Here is a 22,439-nt window from a genome sequence, read left to right on the forward strand (position 1 = left end):
TTTCTATCTAATTAGTTGGCGCGGGGGCCGAATGATTGGTTGCGGGTTCTATGGATCTCGGTATCTTTGGAGCAGGAATAAACTGCAAACACATAACGAATGGAACCATCAAAAATGCAGTGCTGCCCAGAATTAAAAACGTGTCTTCACTCGCCAGCACTTGAGATTGCTGTACCAAGAATCCGAGCCACTCATTGGTCGAATGCGTCGCCGTAAAAGACGACTCAACACTGTTCCACTGAGTCACCAGTCCCTCAAAATGAAATTGGTTACGCCAAGCCATGACCTGACCCAGCAATGCACCACTGGTCAAGGTCCCAAATACCCGCAAAGTATTAATGATGCCCGCTACAAATGGGCCTTCCATGGGTTGAACTACACTGGTCCCTAGAAACAACATACAAACCACTGCCATAGGTTGACCAATGGCCTGTAATATCTGTGACGCAATAAACTGCTCTGCTATCCAACTACTGGTGACTCCCGAAGCTAGCCAGCACGCGCTGCCAATACAGGTCAGCCCTATTGCAAACATCACCCTTGCATCGACCCAGGACTGATAAAGCAAAAACGCAACGACCGAACCAAGGAAGATCTGTGGCACGCCAATCCATAGGGCAATGGGCGCCATCTCTGTCATCCTGAACCCTTGCATCTTTGCCAATAGCTGCAACGGCATCACAACCCCACTTGACAAGACAATGAGTAAAATGAAGAACAGCGTAAAACCCAAGCCTAAGTTTCTGCGTGACAGCATTTGCAGCTTCATAAAGGGGGTTGGGTGGTACCATTCACTCCACAAAAACAGTACCGAAAATCCAGCACCCATAATCAGTACTGCGATTAAAAAGTGGCTGTTTAACCAATCCAGATGAAGGCCTTGAGTCAATACAATTGTCACACCTATAAAACCTGGAACAGCGCAGATTAGACCTAGGTAATTAGCTTGTTTTAGCCTAGGTAAGACCAAAGGCATTTTAGGAATACCGTAATACACCAGCGCTATTGCAAACGCGCCAATGGGGATGACATGCCAGTACAGCCATCGCCAGTCTCGCCATTGATCGATAAATATTGCCGTCATCCATACCGCGACATTAGGTGCTAGCGTTGCTGTCATCGCGTACAAAGCCAAGCCATGTAGGCGAATAGGCGGCGGCAAAAAACGTAATGCCGACATCATTAACAAAGGAATTAAAGAGCCTGCGAAATAGCCTTGGACAAAGCGCATAGTCATAAACAGCTCGGCATCTTTTACATAGGGAAGCACCCCCGCAACGACCAGAACCCCAAGCTGCGCAATAACATGAAATCGCCGTAATGAGAACGTGATCGCACACCAACAAGCGAACGGCATAGCTATCAGCTCACCGGCAACAAACCATGTCTCAAGCCATGTTCCCTGATCATGACTAAACCCTAACGCTCCAAGCGTGTCAGCCTCACCCAAAGAAGGAACTCGGCCAGTAAATCCTGCCATCATTGCGGCTAACAAAACCCCTAAAAGCCCTACGGCAAGTCGAGCATCAAAAACGGGAGCTGGAGGCGGACCCTTTTTTGGGGCTATTGAAGTCGCTGTATTATCTAAGTCATTAGACATTACATCACCACCGAGTCATCGTTTGTCTTCGGTAAAAACTCACTCTTCCAGTTCCCGCCTAAGGCTCGATATAACCCTACGATGGCTAACGCCTCATTTACTTTGGAACGAGCAATTGACTGCGTGGCAAACACAAGTTCTCGTTGAGCGGCTAACACATCACTACGATCTGCGACCCCCTGTTCGAATGAGCGAGTCGCCGCAGCCAAAGCTTTACGACGCTGTTGCGCAGAGTTTTCAAGGATTTCTAATCGTGTTTTTTCTGACTGCCAAGCATGCAGTGAGTTTTCTACTTCATGCCATGCTGACAACACTGTTTTTCGATAATTGATCGCCGCTTCTTTTTGATTTGCTTCCGTTAAAAACAGCATTTGTTTTAACCGCCCACCTTCGAAAATTGGCAAGTGGAATGACGGACCAAAAGAATATTCTCGGGAATCCCAGCTGCCTAAATCGGATAGATCATTCGATAAAAAGCCCAATGAAGCAGACAACCGCACTCTAGGGTAAAAATCCGCATGAGCAGCATTTACCAAGGCAACTTTTTCACGTAGGTGACTTTCTGAAATGAGGATATCAGGGCGATTTTTTAGTAACTCAGAAGGCACCCCTATGGGTAACACTGTTGGAATTGAGGGCAGATCAGTCTGAGCCAATAGTTGTGCATCTAAAGCATGTGGCTCCAGACCTAGTAACATGCTGATACTGCTTTTCATCAACTGCTCTTGATGACGTAACGAAGGCATTTCTGAGCGAACATCTGACAGCTTAGCTTTTGCAGATAACGTCTGAAAGCTGGAGCTTACTCCATTTCTTTCTCGACTTTGAACAAGCTCATAATTTGACGTGGCAATCTGAATTCTATCTTTAAGATAGGCTATCTCCGATTGAACTCCTCTTAACTGCCAATAAGTTCTTGCTAAATCAGCATTTAAAGAGAGCTTTGCTAGGGCAATTTCAAGAGAGGAAGCCTTTAGCTGCTCAATCGAAGCTTTTTCTTTATAAGAAAGATACCCCCAAAAGTCCGCTTCCCAGCTTGCTCCGTTACTCAGTGTCCATGAATCAATACTGGATGTAGAACCTCCTAATTTGACTAACGGATTGTCCTGACTGAATGCAGAGCGACTCAAACCAGCATCAACGGACCACTGAATATTACGAGTTGATTGAACTAGACCAAGGGCTGCACGGCTCTCATGCCAATGTGCAACAGCCAAACTTAAGTCATAATTTCCCTGTTCGGCTTGATCAATCAGTGACGATAATGTTGGGTCATGGAAAAGCAACCACCAAGCACCTGGCTTCTGATTGATATCTGTATCCTGAAACGACTGCCATGACACCTCCACACCTTGAGCAGCTTCGTCATTTAAAGAAGTTGATTGAGGCAACGAACTACAGCCCGTCAGTCCTAAAAAACTAACAAGTATCCCAGTGTAGATGGAGGTGGACTTCATTCTTATCGTTGCCATATATCTAATCTCTTAACTAAACCGACCTGTTCACTCAAAAAATCCCAATAAAAAATGCCTTACATTGATAGAACAGTACTTTAAACACTAAAATGAACTGAACGGTACAGTTCTTTATGTGGATTTAAACTGATCGGTACACCTTGTGTCAAGATTGAACTATGATTAAAATTCACATGCTTCAATAGACAGGTAAAAGACGTGAATAAAGAACCTACCCTCGACAAAAAAACATTATGTGTTCTTGAGGCTGCAACGCGAGTATTTTTGCAGCACGGCTTTTCAGCCGCATCAACGGATATGATTCAAAAAGAAGCAGGCGTATCAAAAGCCACTATTTACAATCGTTATGCAACGAAAGAGGCATTATTTACGGCCGTAATTGAAGAACGCTGCAAACTTACCACCACCGAAGTGACCGGCATTCAGGCTACTTCCGATCATGTCGAAGATATTTTGACTCAAATCGGTAAGACCTATCTGAAAATTATATTATCCCCTGAAGGCATCGCCCTTTATCGAACCGTTGCTGCAGAGTCCGTTCGCTTCCCCGACATGGGCGACATCTTCTACATTTCTGGCCCGCAAAGCATCAATGAAACCATTGCAAGCTATTTAGCTGAAGCGGAACAGAAAGGCGACCTATCGTTTCACCCAATGGGTGTTAACCAAGCAACCGCCTTATTTGTAAGTATGCTTCGTGGTGAAGGACAAATGCAGGGGTTGATGTATCCGAGCTCCAAGCCCTCTGATGCACAAATTGATCATTGGACAAAACTAGCAGTCGATACTTTCTTGAGAGCTTTTAAAACAAACAGCGAGAGTAATTAAATGGGTCTTGAGTTGATTGCGGGAGCCCCTGTTTAAATTTAGAGAACGAACCGACGACCTTGGGGTTATGACCGAACAATATAAGCTTGGAAGTTTATTGCTAGAAAGACTTTGGAGTGTAAGTCTCGAGTTGGTTGCGGGAGCCCCTGTTTAAATTTAGAGAGCGAACCGACGACCTTCGGGTTATAACCGAACGTATAAAATCTGGATTTACTGCTAAGAAAGATTTTGGACTTACTACTTAGAAAGACTTTGGAGTGTAAGTCTTAAATTGGTTGCGGGAGCCGGATTTGAACCGACGACCTTCGGGTTATGAGCCCGACGAGCTACCAGGCTGCTCCATCCCGCGCCTGAAAAAGTCTAAGAATATGACTTTTGAATTTTGATCTTTGAACTGGTTGCGGGAGCCGGATTTGAACCGACGACCTTCGGGTTATGAGCCCGACGAGCTACCAGGCTGCTCCATCCCGCGCCTGACAGTCAAAGATAACTGATTGTAGAATGTGAATCTTAGAATTGGTTGCGGGAGCCGGATTTGAACCGACGACCTTCGGGTTATGAGCCCGACGAGCTACCAGGCTGCTCCATCCCGCGCCATTCAGTCTAATGACTGTCTAAGATTTCATTCAAGTGATTATGGTAGCTGTAAAACTAAATGGTTGCGGGAGCCGGATTTGAACCGACGACCTTCGGGTTATGAGCCCGACGAGCTACCAGACTGCTCCATCCCGCGCCTGATTTAGTTTTAACTAATCACTTTTGGTGTGCATTTTAGAAATGCAAACACCTGCTAAGAACTGGTTACGCTTTAAGTTCTAAAGCTTCCCGTCTCAACGAGGTGCGCATATTAGAGACATTTTAGAACGAGGTCAACCCCTTAGCCTAAAATCTTTTAATTCTAAACGCTCTGGGTAACCAAAAGACGCGCAGTAACACCTTAAGCCAGACTGATCAGATTGAGTGGTACGGCAATAGAGAGCAATCATGTCCCTTGTATTCTGAGACATACCTTGCCAATTTTTTAAATAGTTGCCGTAATGAGGCATTTGGATGTCATTCACAACCCAGCCATTTTCACCTTCTCGAATACCGAAATGGCGATTATCAGGTGAAATCAGCAACACAGGCATACCATAGCCGTTCGCTACTTCAATGATATTATGTTCATTGTGCATTTCAGCAGACAACACAAGTAAACCACACTTTTGCAACAATAGTTGAGATGGTGGCAGAAAGTCTTGTACTGAGCACACACTAAAGTCGAGCTTATGCAGTTTTGCATGTGACTGCATTTTGTCTGTTAAACAGTCTTCTTCTAAAAAGAGGACTCTTGAAGAAGCGGCAGAGAAAGCTTTAGGGAAAAAATAATCACTAAGATCGCCACCATCCCCCCAGCTAACCTCTTTATGAATATATCTAGCTATCCGTAATATAGTAGAAGGGACTGTGTTTTGATCGAGCCAACTAGGAAGACGATTAGTATGCAACTTACATCTTAGCGTAGGACTGACAAGTGTGGCCAAGGCATTTGCCTTAGCGCCAAAAGTGATTAAGTGTAAAGGCGCCTCGGAATAAACTAAGTCAAGGAGTGAGCGCATACTTGGTTTAATGCTCATTTCACCAGAAATAGAGTTATCCGAAAGGGAGACGATTTTATATGAAAGAGAAAAGCGATCTAACTCACGACGCAACTCTTCTATAAACATCTGCAATGCTTCATTGCAATTTCTCGCATCCCAGATTATTAGCGCATCAGACATAATTAATCTTCCCTAAGTTAGATTTCTTAAGTGTATGCTAGAGCCTCTGTAACACCATCTTTTGATGGTAGACTTTTGCATCTTAATGTAATGAAAAGTTAAATTAGATCATTTTTTACACAAAATAAATCAAGTATAATGAAGGTAACACAATGCAAGAAAACCATCATAAACTATTGAAAAAAATGGAAATACCAGAAAAAGAAAATGCATTAAAAGGAAGAAGTGAACCACTATTCATAGATGAAATAAATTCAGTTACAAAAGATAACATTAAGCGCCCTCCCAAAAGCAACGAAAAAGAGGTTATTTTAGCTTTAGGTTGCTTCTGGGGCGCTGAACGCAAGTTCTGGAACACGCCTGGCGTTACGGTAACCGCTGTGGGCTATGCCGGCGGTTACACACCTAACCCTACCTACGAAGAAGTATGTACTGGGCAAACAGGACACACGGAAGTGGTAAGAGTGATTTTCGATACCAATCAAATCACTCTAGAAGAAGTCTTAAAGGTCTTCTGGGAAAACCACGACCCTACCCAAGGCATGCGTCAAGGCAATGATATTGGTAGCCAGTACCGTTCTGCCATCTATGCGTTAAACGAAGAAGATTTAGCCTTCGCAAAAGCCAGTAAAGATAAGTTTGAACGACGCCTGTTAGCCAGCGGTTTTGGTATGATCACAACTGAGATCGAATTACTGGATACGTTTTATTATGCTGAGACATACCATCAGCAATATCTTCACAAGAACCCAAATGGGTACTGTGGACTCGGTGGCACAGGCGTTTCGTGCCCAATTGGCTTAACGGTTTAATAGGATTAGAAATGTCTGAGACGATACAAATTAGCTCCATTTCTCTTGAAACGGCACAGAAAATGGCAAATGCAGCACTTGCCTTCGCCAACAGTAAGAACTTCAAGATGAATATTGTTGTTTGTGATCACGCGGGGCACCCGCTTGTCACCTTAAGAATGCCTGGCGCACCTTTGCCAGCCTACGATTTTGCTCAACGAAAAGCCGCAACAGCAGCTTATTATGGTATTCCGACGGCAGACTGGAAGGATAAACTCGAGTCTCGACCTATTGTCATGACAGGCCTAGCCAACCATGACAATGTGGCGATGTTTGGCGGCGGGCAACCAATTATTCTTAACGGTCAAGTTGTTGGTGGCATCGGGGTTGCAGGCGGCAACGTTGTACAAGATGACGAATGCGCATTGGCTGGATTTAGCGTCCTTTCTTAACAAGAAACCGAGAAGTGCCTATGCACTTCTCGGTTTCTTTTCACCAATGGTCAAGCCGATCACTTAACTGATATAGAGACTTAGACCGCTTTTTCGCTCTACTTTCCTATTCATGGCTTCTTCGAGCACAGTCTCTCCCCCAGAAATCAGGGTGAAATGCTTTTTAGAGCGAGTAATGCCCGTATAGATCAGCTCTTTGGTCAAAATAGGTGAGCTCTGGCTTGGCAGCAGCATAGCGGTGTGATGGAACTCAGACCCTTGGGATTTGTGTACCGTCATAGCAAACACTGTCTCAACACTCTGCAAGCGGCTTGGCAACACCCAGCGCACGCCCCCTTTGCCATCTGAAAAGACAACACGCTGCTTCAGCTCGCCATTCACTGGATAGCGTAAGCTAATACCAATATCACCATTCATCAGGTCAACACTGTAATCATTTTGTGTCACCATGACAGGACGACCTAGATACCACAGACTATCGGTATCCATAAGCTTCTTATCAGAAACTAACAAACGCTCAATCTGGTCATTCATACCTTCAAGCCCCCAGTCGCCTTTACGCAGTGCAACCAGTAACTGAAAATTCGTATGAGCCTGTAAAACCTTTTTCCCCCATTGATCGAATGCATTTGTATCAAGGGTTTGTGGCATTTGTGCCACCACATCCAAATAATGACCATAGCCAGTTGTGAGCAAGGTTTTAAAACTTGTCTCTAAAGCTGAGTCAGGATGCTGCGGCTGTGTTAACAAACGCAATACAGGCACGCTATTCACAGCATCTTTTTCTGCGAAAATTTCTTTTAGCTCATCCATTTTCGGGGCTTCAAGATAGTTGTCACGCTCTTCATTTACCAAGCTTGCCAAGCGGTGAATCACACCACCTTCAAGGAATCGGTAACTTTTGCGCAGCATACAAACCGCCTGATTGAGCATCGAGCCCTGCTCGTCACGATAATCATCGCTCACCTCTTCACCACAGACGTTTTTAATCCATTCCATGGTGTCAGGTGTGTAGTGTCCTTCGAGTGCGCCGCGACAAAGATCTCCTAGCACGTAACCCGCCTCAACCGAAGCAAGCTGATCTTTATCACCTAACAAAATTACCCGTGTCGTCGGCTCAATACCCTCAAACAAGCTTGCCATCATCTCAATATCGATCATGGAGGCTTCATCAACTACAACAATATCGGCCACTAATGGATTGGCCTTGTTATGCATAAACTGTCGAGTATTGGGCTTAGGCTTAAGCAAACGGTGCAACGTCATGACCTGTGTTGGGATGACGGCTTTTAAATCTTCCGGTTGAATATTTTCAAACTCTGGCAGTTGCAATCGTTGTAAGTTATCCGCAATGGACTCATTCAATCGCGCTGCGGCTTTACCTGTCGGAGCAGCAAGACGGATCGCAAGGGGCGGAAGCGCCTGCTTTAGACGCTCTGCCTGCAAAAGGGCCAGTAATTTCAAGACGGTGGTAGTCTTACCGGTTCCTGGACCACCGGTAATAATGGAAAAGTGGTTGCTGGCTGCAATACCACAGGCGATACGCTGCCAATCCGTATCCGTCACAAACTCTTTATTACCTGCAAATAAATCGGCCAGCAGACTTCTAATATCACTATCATCGATTTGACTAGAAGACATTAAGCGCGCACGTATCGCTTTTACGATGATATCTTCGGCTTGCCAGTAGCGACGTAAATACAACAACGCTGAACCATTGCTTTCGACCAGCACTAATGGAGAGTTTGGACCGCCTTCCACCACACCCGATGCATCAGCCACCGCAACGGCGGAGCATACCTTGATTGCATTAATCCAAGGCTTTAACGATAAACTCTTGACCCACTCTAGCATTTGCACACGTGCAATTTGCTGTGCTTCGTCATCACCCTCTTCCATGCTAAACAAAACTTCTGGTGTGTTTATCACATCCTCTAGGTTGATACAGACCTGACCCAATGCCACGCTGTGACTGGTGAGCATGATCGCTAACAGGGCTTCGTCGGAAACATTCTGAGTTTGTTCTTGGATAAACTTCACCAATGCATAATCAACGTATCGAATTAAGCCCTCATCCACCCAAGATTTCATAAGAATCACATTAGACATGGTCAACCTCCTGCACGCCTGCAAAAAGCTGGTCTAACGTTTCAATCAGCACTGTTGGCGGTTTGTCCATCACAAGCCCCTGAGTCTCGTGGTTTTCATAACCACGCAAGAAGAAGTAAATTGCGCCCCCGACATGCTCATTGTAAGAGTAATTCGGAATACGCTCTTTCAAATGCCGATGTAAGGCCACTAAATACAACACGTATTGCAGGTCATAACGCTTTTTCAATAAAGCTTCTTGTAGCGCATCCGCGTGATAATCCTCATCGCTACTACCCAAGAAATTACTCTTCCAGTCGATCACAAAGTACTGACCATCGATGTTTGCCACTAAGTCGATAAACCCTTTAAACATGCCTTGCAACGCTTGGAAGCTCGCCATCGGACGCTCTTTTCCTTGCCAAGTATGACGACGCACTAATTCATCCATTCGTATGGTGTTCACTGTGTTGGCAGCAAACATAAACTCAAGCTCAACCGCAATGTGCTTTGGCGATAAGTTCATTAGTCGAAGTTTTTGCTCCGATTTTTGAGTTAACGAAGAAAGATCAAACGACGTAGACAAGAAGTCTTTTAACCAATCCGACAAGCCCAGCGCAAACTCATCCAAGTTACGCTTACGACAGCGGCTGTATAGCGCTTCTAAGCGTGAATCATCATCTGCGACGGCTGCTGAAAAACCTAGCAATCGCTGACCTTCTGGTGTTTCAAAACGTTGCTCAGCAGCCCATTCGATTAATCCGTGTAAAAACGTCCCCATAAAACTACCGCGAGGCAATCGGTGAATCAGCTTCAACGCTTTACCACTTACACTGGATTCGTTTTGCTCTGTATCATCGTCACTGATTTGTTCATCAATGGCTTTTTCAGCTTCGGTACTCTGTGGGAATACCGGCTCACTTTTTGCCCCGTATTGAATAGACGAATAACTTGCAATCCACCAAGGCTCAATCCCCAAATCGTGCACACGACGTGCATCCCGAGGCGATAAGTCTTCAGAAGGTTTATAAGCGTCTACCTCTACTTTTGGCTCAGCTACTGTGAAGACTTCATCCATATCTTTGTATTGCGTTAAAACCGAGCCTCCGCTGCGCCCTACCAAGGCGTGACCTGCTGAATTCAGCTCTGGCTCAGGATTCTCTTTGGTGCCTTTGGGATCTTCCACTGCCACCCACTGCGCGCATACGGCACGGGTCATAGCGACGTAGATTTTACGTACATCTTCCGCCAGACGTTCAAAATCAGCTTGCTGTACTTCATCTGCTTCAGGGGTGAAGGTTAAACGCAGCTCACCATCCGTATGATGGTATTCGATCGGCACATCAGAGCTTTTCACAGGACGTGCATAATCTAAGTATGGCAGCATAACAATCGGATACTGTAGACCTTTGGATTTGTGAACGGTGACCACTTGCACCAAGTCCGCATCGCTTTCTAAGCGCTGTTGGCGACTTTCTTCGCCAGACGCTTCACTAGTAATGCATTGCTCCAAATGGTGAATCAGCGCTTGTTGACCCTGCACCACTTCTGAGGCTTGCTGCAGCAATTCAGTAATATGGAATAAGTCTGTGATTGAACGCTCGCCATTGGCGTCATTTAAGTAACGACTGGTGACTTTTTGCTCGGTAAAGAAGCGATGCAACGTCGCCATCACGCCAAATGACAACCAATGGTGATGTAGGCTTCTGAACTGCTCAATAAAGCTTTCCCAGAATACTTCGTCGTGGTTCAAACGATCCAATTCATAAAGGCTCATGCCCATCAAACGGCTACCCAGAGCAATACGCAAATGATAGCTATTGTAAGGCTCCGCCATCGCTCGTAGCACACGCAAAATATCCTGGGCTTCTTCGGTTTCAAACACGTCGTTTGAGTCAGATAAGTACACACTGGAGACGTTTAATTCAAACAACGCACGGCGAATCTGTCGCGCTTGATTGCCGCTGTTTACCAACACAGCAAAATCTTTCGGCAAAAGCTTACGCTCGCCCTCACCTAGATTGATCTTCGCGCGCCCCGCCTCGGATAAATTTAAAAGATGTGTGATTTCCTTCGCTGTAACCTCGGCACGATCCCACTTTTTATCTTTCTCATCTTCGTTATCTTCATCAATTTCTAGATTCCAAACCTGCTGTGGCGCAACCACTTCACCGTCTACCAACAAGGCAATCGGCTTGCCCTCTTTACCGGATTTCACAGGTAAAAATGGAATCGGGTTAGCCCCTTTGTCTTTGAATAAAAAAGCACCTTGGGTCTGGTTGTGTTGATCAGCGAACTCAAAGTATTTATTCACTCGATGGACTAGCTCTGAAGCTGAGCGGAAGTTATGTGTTAGCGTATATTGGCGATCGCCAGTGTCTTCTTTCGCCGCTAAATAGGTAAAAATATCCGCTCCACGAAAGCGGTAAATCGCCTGTTTCGGATCACCGATCATAAAGAAGCCAGTATCAGGATGCGGCTCAGCGACATTGTAAATGGTGTTAAAGATCCGATACTGCACAGGGTCGGTGTCTTGAAACTCATCTACCAAGGCCACGGGAAACTGCTTACGAATCACTTCGGCTAAACGCTCGCCACCTTCACCCTGTAGTGCTTGATCGAGCTTGATCAACAGATCGTTTTGGCTCAACGCACCGATCTGTAGCTTTTCGTCTTCTACGCGCTTAGCGACCCAATGACTTGAATGGCTTATAAGAAATTGATCTGGTGTAATCAGCTTTTCGATAGCTTCTTGAAGATCGCTTAAAACCCTTGCAGCACCTAGATCAATTGGAATAACGGGGGTCGTCCAAAAATCACGGTCGACCAAAGCAATCTTAGTAAAGCTCTTACCGCTAAATAATTTATGCAAAATCGAAAGAGATTCACCGGCAGAACTCACCCATTCCGTTAAGCCATCAAAGACTGAAGCACGGTGCTTTGCATTCAGGGACGTAGCTTTGAAAAGCTTTTGTTTCGCAGCATCCTCAAAGCCTTTTTGCAGAACGGGCAAAGCATCACGCACCTTTGATTTCAGGTCACTCACATTGGCTTCACGGTCTTTCGCAATCTCTATAAGCTGCTCACTGATGTTATCCGGCACTTTTTGAATGGCATCAACTTTGTAAATAACTCGGCTTACAGTGTTGTATAGATCTGCGGGGGATTTGAAACAACCCAAAACCTGACGCAATTCTGGTTCATCTAGGGTGAAAACCATTTCTCGCCAGTAATCTTCGCAAGCTTGCAACACCATTGGTTTTTCATTTTCGATCAGTGTTTGTGAGAAACTTAAACCGCTATAGAACGCATGCTCCGATAGGATACGACTACACCACGAGTGAATGGTCGACACCGCGGCCTCGTCCATCCATTCCGCGGCCACATCGAGGCGACGTGCCGCTGAATTCAGGCTTTGCTCCTGCTCGACTTCGTTACGTAGTTTAATCAGCGCTTCGTCTTTTGATTCGAGATCACCACGAAAAAACGCTGCGGCTTCGACCAAGCGAGCACGAATACGATCTCGCAGCTCACGTGTCGCCGCTTTGGTGAAGGTCACAACGAGAATATTGGGCGGCAGCAAGTAATCTGAAAAGCTGTTTTCACCACCATGCTTTAGCACTAAGCGCAAATACAACAACGCCAAAGTGTAGGTTTTACCTGTGCCGGCACTGGCTTCGATCAGTGCAGACCCCGTCAGCGGGAAGGTTAAAGCATTCAGTTGTTTGGTGTTATCGCTCATGCTTTTTCCTCCTGCAAACAATTCAACATCGGCTGGCATAACTCTGGGATCAGTGCCTCAAATTGTGTTACTTGCGCTTCTGACAACGGAGCTTGGAAATGCTGACGAGCATAGTGGCTAGCGGAACTGGCAAGATCACTGTTGAAATAGGCTTCCGCCATGCGGTCTACATCAGACTTTTTCGAGCGGCCTTTATTCAAATAGGCCATCGCCCCATTCACACCAAAGCAAAGCGGTGCTTTCATGGCTTTCTGCCAAACCGCAACTAACACACTTAAGTACTCCTCGGCGTCTTTTTGAGTCAGTGTTCTGAATTTCATATCGCCGTTAGGGGATAGGATTTGCGTTTGTACGTTGCCTTTATGAGCTACATTGGCCACAACATGCTTTACCCAGCCCAACACTAAGTTCGACCAACGCACCTTACTACCAATATCATTTTTGGTAATCGGGCGTGGAAACTCTTCTTCGGAGATTTTTGCTTCGCCATAGACATTAGAGGTTTGCAAAATAAACTGGGTCAAATTGCCATTACCGGAGAAATACAAACGCTCCAGATCGTCTGCAAACACAAGACCGGACTTTTCATCCATCACACGTTCAAATTGACGTAATGTATCTGGCTTCACACTTAAAGCCTCCACATGGTGACGCCATGAGAAATACAAGGCTTTCACTTTGGTTGGGAACAGCTTATCTCGACGAATCTCTGAAAACGCACCAGCTTGCAACTCACCTGCTGCCACATGACGCTGGAGTTCTTGTTCGACTCGATCATCCCACTCGGACTCTGACGGGTTAAAACGCTTGGCATATTGTAAAATAGTGTCGTGCACCTGCCATTCATCCAGTCCATTACTAACGAAATTCTCCACCACCTTGGTTTCTTCAATTTCACTCGGACGGTGAATATCTAAGCGCTGCGCATACAAAGCATCTACAGGTGAACGCAGCAAAGCTGTGAGCTTACGAACATCGAGCGGTGCATCCGGTTGCCAATCTGGCAGAGGTTGCTCTTGCCCCAAAGTCACTTCGTTATTGTGCTCCCACTCTTTTTGGTAGGTAAAAAGTGGTGAGCCTTCAACAAAGTACTGGCGGCTAAATGGCTGCATTGGGAAATCGTTGGTTAGACTTTTCAGTAAGTTTTTATTGGTCCATGCCTTGCCAAGGTAATCACGTAACTGGCCAACGAGCACCGAAGGGGGCTGCTCTGCATTGTCTTTGGCACTGCGACCCTGCCAGCTGACCACAAGCTTATCTCGGGCCGACAATACCGCCTCTAGAAATAAATAACGGGCATCTTCACGGCGAGAACGGTCACCAGGGCGGTAATCTCCCACCATCAAGTCAAAATCCATTGGCGTGCTGACTTGTGGGTAATCGCCGTCGTTCATACCAATCAAATACACTTGTTTGAATGGGATCGCGCGCATTGGCATTAAAGTGGCAAAGTTCACCGAGCCAGATAGGAAGCGCTGACTTAACGACGGTTCATCCATTTGCCCTAATAGTGTTTCTTGCACCACCTCGATGGCAACGCACTCTTCATCAACACCCGAACCACGAACGGTTTCTTCAAGCAGTTCAATCTGATCTTCAATCCGTGTAATCACCCGACGTTCATGATCATTACTTGGCTCAAAGAATGTCTGCAGACAGCTTTGAAGTGCTTGGCTCCAATCTAACAATGGCTTGGGCTCATTGAAGCTTTGCCAAACCGTTTGTACATCGTCGACTAAACGATGCATTTGACCGAGCAAGCGAGCTTCTAGTCCACCAATATCGCCATAGGGCAAAACATCTTGCCAGATTTCACCGTTGCCAACGCTATACCCCAGCAGCATTCGCTTTAATCCGAACACCCAAGTGTTTTGCTCAGAAGGATACGTCAGCCCCAAACCTTTACGTTGCTCTTGGTTTAATCCCCAGCGAATATTGGCCTGTTCAATCCAACTTTTCAGCGTCACAACATCGCCTTCGGTCATACCATAACGCTTACGCAATGCCGGAATATCCAATAAGGAAAGCAAGTCGGTTGCTTCAAAGCGCGAACGTGAAATGGATAACAGGGACTCAAACGCCGCTACAATCGGATGCTGCTGCCGAGCACTTTGATCGGCCACATGAAATGGGATAAAACGCTCGTCGGCGTGATCACCGTATTTAGTAAAACGACCGAAGACAGCTTCGATATGCGGCACGTAAACATTGATATCAGGAGCCATGATCAAGATGTCACGAGGCTCTAATGGCTCGCCTTGTTGCTTGGCTTGTTCAAATTCATTGAGCAAGGCATCGTGAAGCACTTCGACCTCACGTTGGCGACTATGGGTTTCCACAAAGCGAATGCTTTGATCCTGCTCTAGGTCTATATGACGGGCCAGCGCTTTGCTGTCTTCAATGCTGCGTAAGTTGAAAATATCGTCTTGTAACTGCTGCAACATCGTCCCCACTCCCGGAGACTCGAACAGGTCTATTTTGCTGTCAACAAAGAAGGTTTGGTATTGGTCTGGTTGGTCTTTTTCATCGAGCGAGTGCAGATAATCACGCCCCAGTTTGCCCCAAGAAGCCAGCAATGGATTACCGTACAAATGCACATCATCAAGGGAAATGTCTTTGCCGTTTCGGCCATCTTTTACCGGGCGACGAGACTTTGCTTGGCGCAACAGTTGTCGCCCTTCGATTAAGTCTCCCCAGTAAAATTCACTTGGGTTCATGGTGAACAACAAGATCTGCGTAAACGGTGCAATGGCGTGAAAGACTTCTAAAATTTGGTTAGGCAATGACGAAATACCAAACACAACAATACGGCGCGGCAAGCCTTCCATAGAGGTTTGGTTGCGACAATATTCGATAAAGTCTTGGTGGATTTGCGAACGGTTAACGATTTGACGTTTGCCCTGTGCAAACTGTGGATCTTGCTCAACGTCTTGCACTAAATAACGCCAAAGCATCGGTTGCCACAACTGATCATCAGGCACAGATTTGGATTGGCTATTGGCAGGCTCGTCACGCTTTGGCAAGACATCTAAATTGTCCTGCCACGCTTGCAACCAGTCCGCACGATAGACTTGGTATTGGTCAAACAACTTGGCAATACGCTCCGCTAATACATAACGGCGATGCTCTTCGTTTTTACCCGTAGCGATAAAGTGAATCAGTGAATTGTAGTGTCCATCTTGATTTATGGCGCTCAAATCTTTTAACAGGCGGAATAAACGCCATGTCATCGGCTTCATATCAAATGGAGACTGAGTATCTAACTCCCAAAACGCCGCACGATACGCTTCCCAGATAAAACGCCCCGGTAACGAGACATCAATGGAGGTCGCAATTCCCACACCGCCATCGTGTTCGTCTTGAGCCAATGCCTGCTGCAACCACTGAGCAATACCATTACTCTGCACCAGGAACTTATCCGTCTCCAATGGCTCCAGCGGATAACGCTTGATCCATTCCACCAACACATCTTTCAACGATTCAAGACGATTGCCCTGAATGACCATCAATCCTGTCGGCCAACTGCTCACATCATGCCCCTTTCGCCCAATACTCAAATTAGGTCTATGGTACACCAAAGTCACGACAGATAATGACGCCATCAAACGCTTGTTTTAAAAATAAAAAAGCCAGCTCGAAAGCTGGCTTTTGAAACATACAAGAGACTAATTATTAGCCATCAATATTGATGTTATATTCGGTGTTATTGAAGATAACTTTTAGTGAATCTCCAGAGTCGACATTACTATCCGAACCGAAAGTAGCAATTTCTTTGGTGGTGTATTCACTCTCTACAACACCAACTCCACTTTCAGTCACTGATAGGTTGTCGTTTAGGAACTTCTCAATGTCTTCTTCATCAGATGGTAGCGTCAATAGATCCGATACATCCAGAGCATCATTGACGATATCGAAATCTTGGATGACATCTTTAGCACCGTCACCTTCAAGCACGAATGTATCGCTCCCTAATCCGCCTTCCATTGTATCGATACCGTATCCTTCACCACCAAACAGGATATCATCACCATCACCACCTAGAAGGTTGTCAGCTCCAGCACCTCCGTCAAGGTAGTCATTGCCTTCACCGCCATCTAGAAGGTCATTATTACCTTCTCCATAAAGTGAATCATCATCAGCTCCTCCATACAGAGAGTCATCATCTGAGCCACCTTTCAAGGTGTCGTTACCTTCCTCGCCGTAAAGTGAATCTAGATTTGATCCACCATCTAGCAAGTCATCTCCTAGACCTCCAATCAACGAATCATCGTTGGCCTCACCATACAGTTCATCATTACCATCACCCCCTTCTAAAGTATCATTTTGGGAGCCACCGTGTAGTGTGTCATTACCCTCTTCACCAAACAGTTGATCATTCTCACTTTCACCATACAATGTGTCGTCACCCAGACCACCTTTAACAGTGTCATCATCCGCACCCGCATAGATTTCGTTATCCTGATCATCACCTACAATGTTATTTGGTTCCCAAAGATTGTCATCTCCAGTCACACCAGAGCTGCTAGTGTTATCTGTATTAGAATCTCCACTGGTATCGTCCGATCCTGTAGCAACCTCAGCATCAATATTTAAGTTGATCAAGCTAGAGTCACCATCAGCATCTTCTACAATCAAGCCAACAGCAAGCGCTGAGTCAACGCCTGAAAGCTCTTGATACTGGAAGAATTCCCATTGACCTGTTGCTGGAGTCAGTTGAATTTCAAAAATGGCGTCACCATTTTCATCCTCAACAAGTAAGCGGTTGCCACTGTTCAATACTTCTGCATCCACAGACACACTAGCTTGTGCAAATAGATTCTCAATGGTAGCTGCAACATCCGCTGCAAATGTCACTGAACCAAACCCGTCTGCACCAATGTTACCTACTGTTCCAGATGTCTCTGCAATCACCGTATCTGTTGATGCACCAGTGAAAGTGATCGAGCTAATGCTGTAATCACTGTTATCTGAATTTGCTCCATTACCATTAGATGCAGACTCAAATACAATTGTGTCAAACCCACCTTCAGTAATTGTGATTGATGAGTCCACCACGCCTGAAGTTTGATCAGATCGAATCTCCTTCGTAGTTACTAACTCACCATCTCTGTAGAAGCTCAGTACAGCAACTTCTAATTCGTTACCGCCAAAGAACCAAGAGAAACTAATTTCTGCACCATAAGCCACCAGACCATCATCTAATGAAACAACAAGCTGCTCAGATTGCTCGCTTGAATTCGTTACGCGATAATCAATCTCAGTTTTTAGACGATCACGATCACCAGAACTGTTGACACCAACGCCTGATCCATATTGATAGACATTAGCATCAGTAAGTTTATCCGAACTTGAATCAGCAAAACCTTTCGCAGTAACAGTTACAGCTCCATTGTTAAAGGACATTGAGCTTTGGTTACCAGCAGAGCCGGTAAAGTCAACCGTTTCCGTAAAGGCAGATGATGTATTGGTTAATGTTGCAACTGCATTCACATCAGCAAGTGATGGCGCGTCATCTTCGATGCTAACACTTACCGACTCTTTGACGACTTCATCACCATCAGTAACGACTATGTTAATACCTAGTGATTCAATGTCCTCAGCACCTTTAACAGCATGATCAATCGGAGCGGAGAGCTCTACATCGTATGAGTACTCTCCGTTACCTTCTGAATTAAGCGAGATACTGATCACTTCAGTTGCACCAGCCATGCCCACTAAGCTATTAGCTGACGTTGTCCAAGTGATAGCAACACCATTCGACGTTAGACTTGGCTCTTGATCATCAACAAACGCAAGCGAAACCACCGCAGCACTTGATGCACCAGAAACAATAAAGTTACCCGTGTCTACGGTACTATTAGAAGAATCACTTGGACTACCCTCGTTATCTTCAATACCACCGCTAAGTGCCTCTTCACTAACCACAGTATCAGCACTTGTAACATTTATCGTAATTGGAGTCGTTTCTGGAACGTTATAAACCGTCACATCAATGGATTTTGAGGCTGAAGCCAAGTCGCCATTAGATGATTCTATAGCCGTTGCGTAGAAGTTAAGAGTAAACGTCTCATCTGCCTCTACAGAAGGCACATTTATCGTTAGATTTTCGAAATCCCAGCCTGTAACGTCTACCAATTCAGTAGAACTTGTAAAGGTAATTTCATTAACCCCATCAGATAATGTCGCACCTACAGGACCCCCAGATACAGACACCGTATGAGTCTCCGATCCATCTTCAGTATCAAAGAATGTCACATTGAAAGATTGAAGACTGATATCTGTGCCTTCATCACCCGCATTTAATGGTGCATTAGTAGAAACACCATCAGGGAAAGAAGCATCGAAATCAGCTGCAAGTACAGCCTCTGCACTAGGGTAAACATCAAAGTTAGTAGAATTTATTTGGAGTGCATCACCGCCATCAACAGACATATATACGTCGTAGTAACCTGGACCATCTTCATTATGATGAGCAATCTCGATCGCATAATAACCTGATTCCTCTGCTGTGAATGAACCTTCAACGAAGTTGTTTGCTTCACTGCCATTCCATTGACCATCTGCAACCAACTCATCACTGATTTTCACATAGAAACCATCATCAACATCGCCAGAGAAGGAGTAAGTACTGCCCGCCTCAAGATAAATATACCCTGTGATCGTTGTTAACGTATCAACTGGAACACCGCTGACTTTAGGCACAGATTGAACAATTACTGAGCTATCGGCCTGCGACACATCATAAGTGTTTACAAGGAAACTCAACTGCGCTGGCGTCAAGCCATAGCCACCATTATCAACGGTTGGTTTAACACTCTCCCACGTGGTCAAGATCAAACCTTCTTCACCTGAACCTGTGAAAATAGGGGTATCTGCTACCGCAACGACGTCAATCGATAACGTAGTAGACTCGCCTTCAGTTGTAGTATAAGTCACAACTGGCACTTCACCAGCCCAGTGTTCGACTGGATCAAAGGTGTAAGAACCATCGCTTTCTAAAGTAAACTCACCAACGTTCTCAATTGTTACTGTTGAGCCAGCAGCATAGCTATTCGCAACACCTGCAATAGTGAATGTAGCGACGGATACCGCACCGAAGTTAGAATCGTTAGCTAACACACCTTCCGACGCATTAACATTTAGTGATTCGTCCTCATTGATCTGATTAACATCAGCAACAACCGTTGTACCACCATCCGCAACATCAATCGTAAGAACAGCAGAATCCGTATCACCATCCTGATCATAGGCAGTATAAGTGAACACTTCTTGATCAGAGTAGGAATCCGTATCATTTGAATAAGTAACTACGATATTTTCGATTACACGGTAGTTATCGTTGTCAGTGGCATCGTCCGTTAGAGAAAATGCAATGTAAGCAATTTCACCAGCAGACGTTGACACAGTCACATTTGTTAAATTGTTACCACTGGTAGCACCAAAAGTAACATCGGTAGCTAGTGGGTTACCCTGAGCATCAAATGCTTGAATATCAATCTTGTCGTTATCAGTAGAGTTCTTAATATCCATATTGATACTAGAAACAGAGCTATCGAACCCGACAACAAGCGTCTCAGTTGAAGAGGAATCAGCATCAATAGGGCTCTTATCGCCCTCACCAACACCTATTCCTGCTCCTGTTTTAGAAACATTGTCGGTTAAGTCTTCTGTTAATGAAATCAAAGTACCGTCGGAATTTGTGTAACTACCCGACAAAATCCCGTACAAAGACACATTAGAAGAACTACTCAGGTTCACATCAACTGTGGTCGCAAGATTATCATCGGCAACAAAGGTATACTGACCATCAGTACTGATCGTCAATGTTCCAGAATCAGCATCGATCGTCATAGAGCTACTGCCGTTCTGGAACTCATATACAGTTCCTTTGTATTCGACACTGGTGAGTGTAAATGGCGTATCGGCACCCGTATCATTGTCGAAAACATTACCTGTCGCAGTTTCATCAACACTTAACGTTGCTACATCATCTACTGTGTCGATATTGGTATCTTGAACATTAATAGTAACCGTCGTCCAATCCGAAACGGAAGAGCCATCACTTACTTGATAAGTAAACGAATCTTCAATAATTTCTTCATTAGTATGATCAAGTACAGGTGCCTCATATTCGTATGTACCATCAGAGTACATAGTAACCTTGCCACCCAGTGAAGTAGTCAGTACAAATACTCCAGTACTTGATGTATCAGCATTGTCACCATTTTCATTAGATGCAATACCAACAACCTTTAATGAATTGCTATTGGCATCATTTGCAAGAACACTAGTACTGTCTGAAGCACTAATAATAGAGCCTTCAACAACAAAAGCAGTATCGCTTACAGTAGCAGCGGCATCGTTCGCAACAGCAATAACTAAAGTGTTTTCAACATAGTCACCATCGTTATCAACGGTTGTGTAGACAAACGTAGCATTCGACGTAGCACCGGCTGCGATAGAATTAGCAAAAGACTCACTTGGTTGATAAACATAAGAACCATCTGCTGCGATGGTAATCGTGCCAAACTCTGGATCAGTGATTGTTTGAGCAGCTAGTACACCACCATCAGCACCGAAATCACCTGATAATGTAATGTTGCCACTGATTTCTGAGTATTCAGTCGCTTCAGAAACAACCTCAACTTTCGCAACCAATGGTACAGTTTGACTATCATTTTCATCTGTTTTTAGTGTTGAGCTTAACTGACCATTTACCAGGAATCCTTCAAGGCTAATATTGTAGGTATTTCCATTAACAGTCACCTCTTGAGACGAGAGATTCGTTAGAGTCACAACGTCTGCTGGATCTGAACTTGAGTTGAGAGGCTGTTCAATGCTTAGATCCGCCGTTAATGTAACGGTTACATCTACACCATCGATATTCAACACTGCGGTATAAGACACTTCACTATCTTCAAGAGAGACGTATCTCGCATCAATTTCAGAGTTTTTATGGGTAAATTGTCCAAGGGTTAAGTAATCCCCAACATTTTGAGATGTTGAAGATGACGAATCTACCAGTGAAAGTTGAGTTGCATCACTGTCAGAATCATCCCAGCTTAATAAATCTTTTAGACTGTCTGAATCTGTATTGAGTGCCTCAGACTTATCTTTAGATGAGTATTGAGTTGATTCGAAGTTAATATCTGTAAAGCCACCCTCTAAAGAAACAAGAGAGTATATAGTTGCAGCAGTCGAACTAGAAATCAGAACAACAGAATCGTCAACATCCACACCTTCAGGCGAGTCATCTTCAATTACAATACTTACTTCACTACTAGAACTAGTCACGCCATCGGAAATTGAAATATCAAATGCAACAGTTAATGCATCTTCAGATTCAGTATCTGGGTGATCTAGTGGTTCAAACAAGGTAACAGTGTAAGAACCAGTAGTTGAATCAATATCAGCGATATCAACTCGAATTACCGTCACACCATCAGCCGAACCAACAATGCTCTCGCCATCTTTAGACCAAACAACATCAATACCATTTGATTTCAAAGTAGTTTCTGGCAATTCAAGAGCAATATCAAAATCAACAACAGATTCAGGGTAAGTAAACTGCCCTGTAAACGTTGTTAAATTAGTTGTATCGGGTTGCCCCTCATCGTCTTGGTTACCTTCCGATAAACCTTCCTCAGAAACGTTTGCGACAGGATCAATCAATACAATAGATGGTGTTTGACTCTCGATAATG

10 protein-coding genes and 4 tRNA genes are annotated in these 22,439 nt (G+C 44.9%); 3 read left to right on the forward strand and 11 right to left on the reverse strand.

The window, feature by feature from the left end; all coding sequences use genetic code 11:
• Positions 1-7: 7 nt before the first annotated feature.
• Both JHD44_RS03150 and JHD44_RS03155 read right to left on the reverse strand, forming a co-directional pair.
• Positions 8-1,600 (reverse strand): MFS transporter, encoded by a 1,593-nt coding sequence (locus tag JHD44_RS03150; RefSeq protein ID WP_199460998.1) that lies wholly within the window; start codon positions 1,598-1,600, stop codon positions 8-10.
• Positions 1,600-3,072: an efflux transporter outer membrane subunit gene (locus tag JHD44_RS03155; protein ID WP_199461000.1), complete on the reverse strand. Its 1,473-nt coding sequence runs from the start codon at positions 3,070-3,072 to the stop codon at positions 1,600-1,602. Before JHD44_RS03155 ends, JHD44_RS03150 begins: the two co-directional genes overlap by 1 nt.
• A gap of 201 nt (positions 3,073-3,273) precedes the next feature.
• Between JHD44_RS03155 and JHD44_RS19040 the strand changes: the two genes are divergently transcribed.
• Positions 3,274-3,903 carry a TetR/AcrR family transcriptional regulator gene (locus tag JHD44_RS19040; RefSeq protein ID WP_199461002.1) on the forward strand — a complete coding sequence of 210 codons (630 nt, stop codon included), beginning with the start codon at positions 3,274-3,276 and terminating at the stop codon, positions 3,901-3,903.
• A 272-nt stretch (positions 3,904-4,175) separates the two neighbouring features.
• On the opposite strand, the gene JHD44_RS03165 is transcribed toward JHD44_RS19040, so the two are convergent.
• The 5 genes from JHD44_RS03165 to JHD44_RS03185 form a co-directional block, all read right to left on the reverse strand.
• A tRNA-Met gene (locus JHD44_RS03165) sits at positions 4,176-4,252 on the reverse strand.
• 46 nt (positions 4,253-4,298) lie between these two features.
• A tRNA-Met gene (locus JHD44_RS03170) sits at positions 4,299-4,375 on the reverse strand.
• Between the two features lie 45 nt (positions 4,376-4,420).
• A tRNA-Met gene (locus tag JHD44_RS03175) sits at positions 4,421-4,497 on the reverse strand.
• A 62-nt stretch (positions 4,498-4,559) separates the two neighbouring features.
• A tRNA-Met gene (locus JHD44_RS03180) sits at positions 4,560-4,636 on the reverse strand.
• A 136-nt stretch (positions 4,637-4,772) separates the two neighbouring features.
• On the reverse strand, positions 4,773-5,663 hold the full coding sequence (locus JHD44_RS03185; protein ID WP_199461004.1) for a hypothetical protein: 891 nt from the start codon (positions 5,661-5,663) through the stop codon (positions 4,773-4,775).
• Positions 5,664-5,815: 152 nt separating this feature from the next.
• Here JHD44_RS03185 and msrA point away from each other — a divergent pair, with 152 nt between their 5' ends.
• Both msrA and JHD44_RS03195 read left to right on the forward strand, forming a co-directional pair.
• The gene (gene msrA / locus JHD44_RS03190; protein WP_233401667.1) at positions 5,816-6,475 is read left to right on the forward strand and encodes a peptide-methionine (S)-S-oxide reductase MsrA; all 660 of its coding nucleotides are present in this window, start codon (positions 5,816-5,818) and stop codon (positions 6,473-6,475) included.
• An 11-nt stretch (positions 6,476-6,486) separates the two neighbouring features.
• Positions 6,487-6,906, forward strand: coding sequence for a GlcG/HbpS family heme-binding protein (locus JHD44_RS03195; RefSeq protein ID WP_199461006.1), 420 nt, complete (start codon positions 6,487-6,489; stop codon positions 6,904-6,906).
• 63 nt (positions 6,907-6,969) lie between these two features.
• On the opposite strand, the gene recD is transcribed toward JHD44_RS03195, so the two are convergent.
• The 4 genes from recD to JHD44_RS03215 all read right to left on the reverse strand — a co-directional run.
• Positions 6,970-9,015 carry an exodeoxyribonuclease V subunit alpha gene (gene recD / locus JHD44_RS03200; RefSeq protein ID WP_199461008.1) on the reverse strand — a complete coding sequence of 682 codons (2,046 nt, stop codon included), beginning with the start codon at positions 9,013-9,015 and terminating at the stop codon, positions 6,970-6,972.
• Positions 9,008-12,736: an exodeoxyribonuclease V subunit beta gene (recB, locus tag JHD44_RS03205; RefSeq protein WP_199461010.1), complete on the reverse strand. Its 3,729-nt coding sequence runs from the start codon at positions 12,734-12,736 to the stop codon at positions 9,008-9,010. Before recB ends, recD begins: the two co-directional genes overlap by 8 nt.
• The gene (gene recC / locus JHD44_RS03210) at positions 12,733-16,266 is read right to left on the reverse strand and encodes an exodeoxyribonuclease V subunit gamma (protein ID WP_199461012.1); all 3,534 of its coding nucleotides are present in this window, start codon (positions 16,264-16,266) and stop codon (positions 12,733-12,735) included. The genes recB and recC overlap by 4 nt, the downstream gene beginning before the upstream one ends.
• Positions 16,267-16,408: 142 nt before the next feature.
• A partial coding sequence (locus tag JHD44_RS03215; protein WP_199461014.1) for an Ig-like domain-containing protein occupies positions 16,409-22,439 on the reverse strand: 6,031 nt, incomplete at its 5' end.

Origin of the sequence: Marinomonas ostreistagni, assembly GCF_016461785.1 — a bacterium.
Taxonomy (GTDB): domain Bacteria; phylum Pseudomonadota; class Gammaproteobacteria; order Pseudomonadales; family Marinomonadaceae; genus Marinomonas; species Marinomonas ostreistagni_A.

Bases quoted from the DNA above. Each gene is read 5' to 3' on its own strand.
- JHD44_RS03150 (WP_199460998.1), bottom strand. From the start codon at position 1,600: ATGTCTAATGACTTAGATAATACAGCGACTTCAATAGCCCCAAAAAAG.
- JHD44_RS03155 (WP_199461000.1), bottom strand. From the start codon at position 3,072: ATGGCAACGATAAGAATGAAGTCCACCTCCATCTACACTGGGATACTT.
- JHD44_RS03185 (WP_199461004.1), bottom strand. From the start codon at position 5,663: ATGTCTGATGCGCTAATAATCTGGGATGCGAGAAATTGCAATGAAGCA.
- msrA (WP_233401667.1), top strand. From the start codon at position 5,816: ATGCAAGAAAACCATCATAAACTATTGAAAAAAATGGAAATACCAGAA.
- JHD44_RS03195 (WP_199461006.1), top strand. From the start codon at position 6,487: ATGTCTGAGACGATACAAATTAGCTCCATTTCTCTTGAAACGGCACAG.
- recD (WP_199461008.1), bottom strand. From the start codon at position 9,015: ATGTCTAATGTGATTCTTATGAAATCTTGGGTGGATGAGGGCTTAATT.
- recB (WP_199461010.1), bottom strand. From the start codon at position 12,736: ATGAGCGATAACACCAAACAACTGAATGCTTTAACCTTCCCGCTGACG.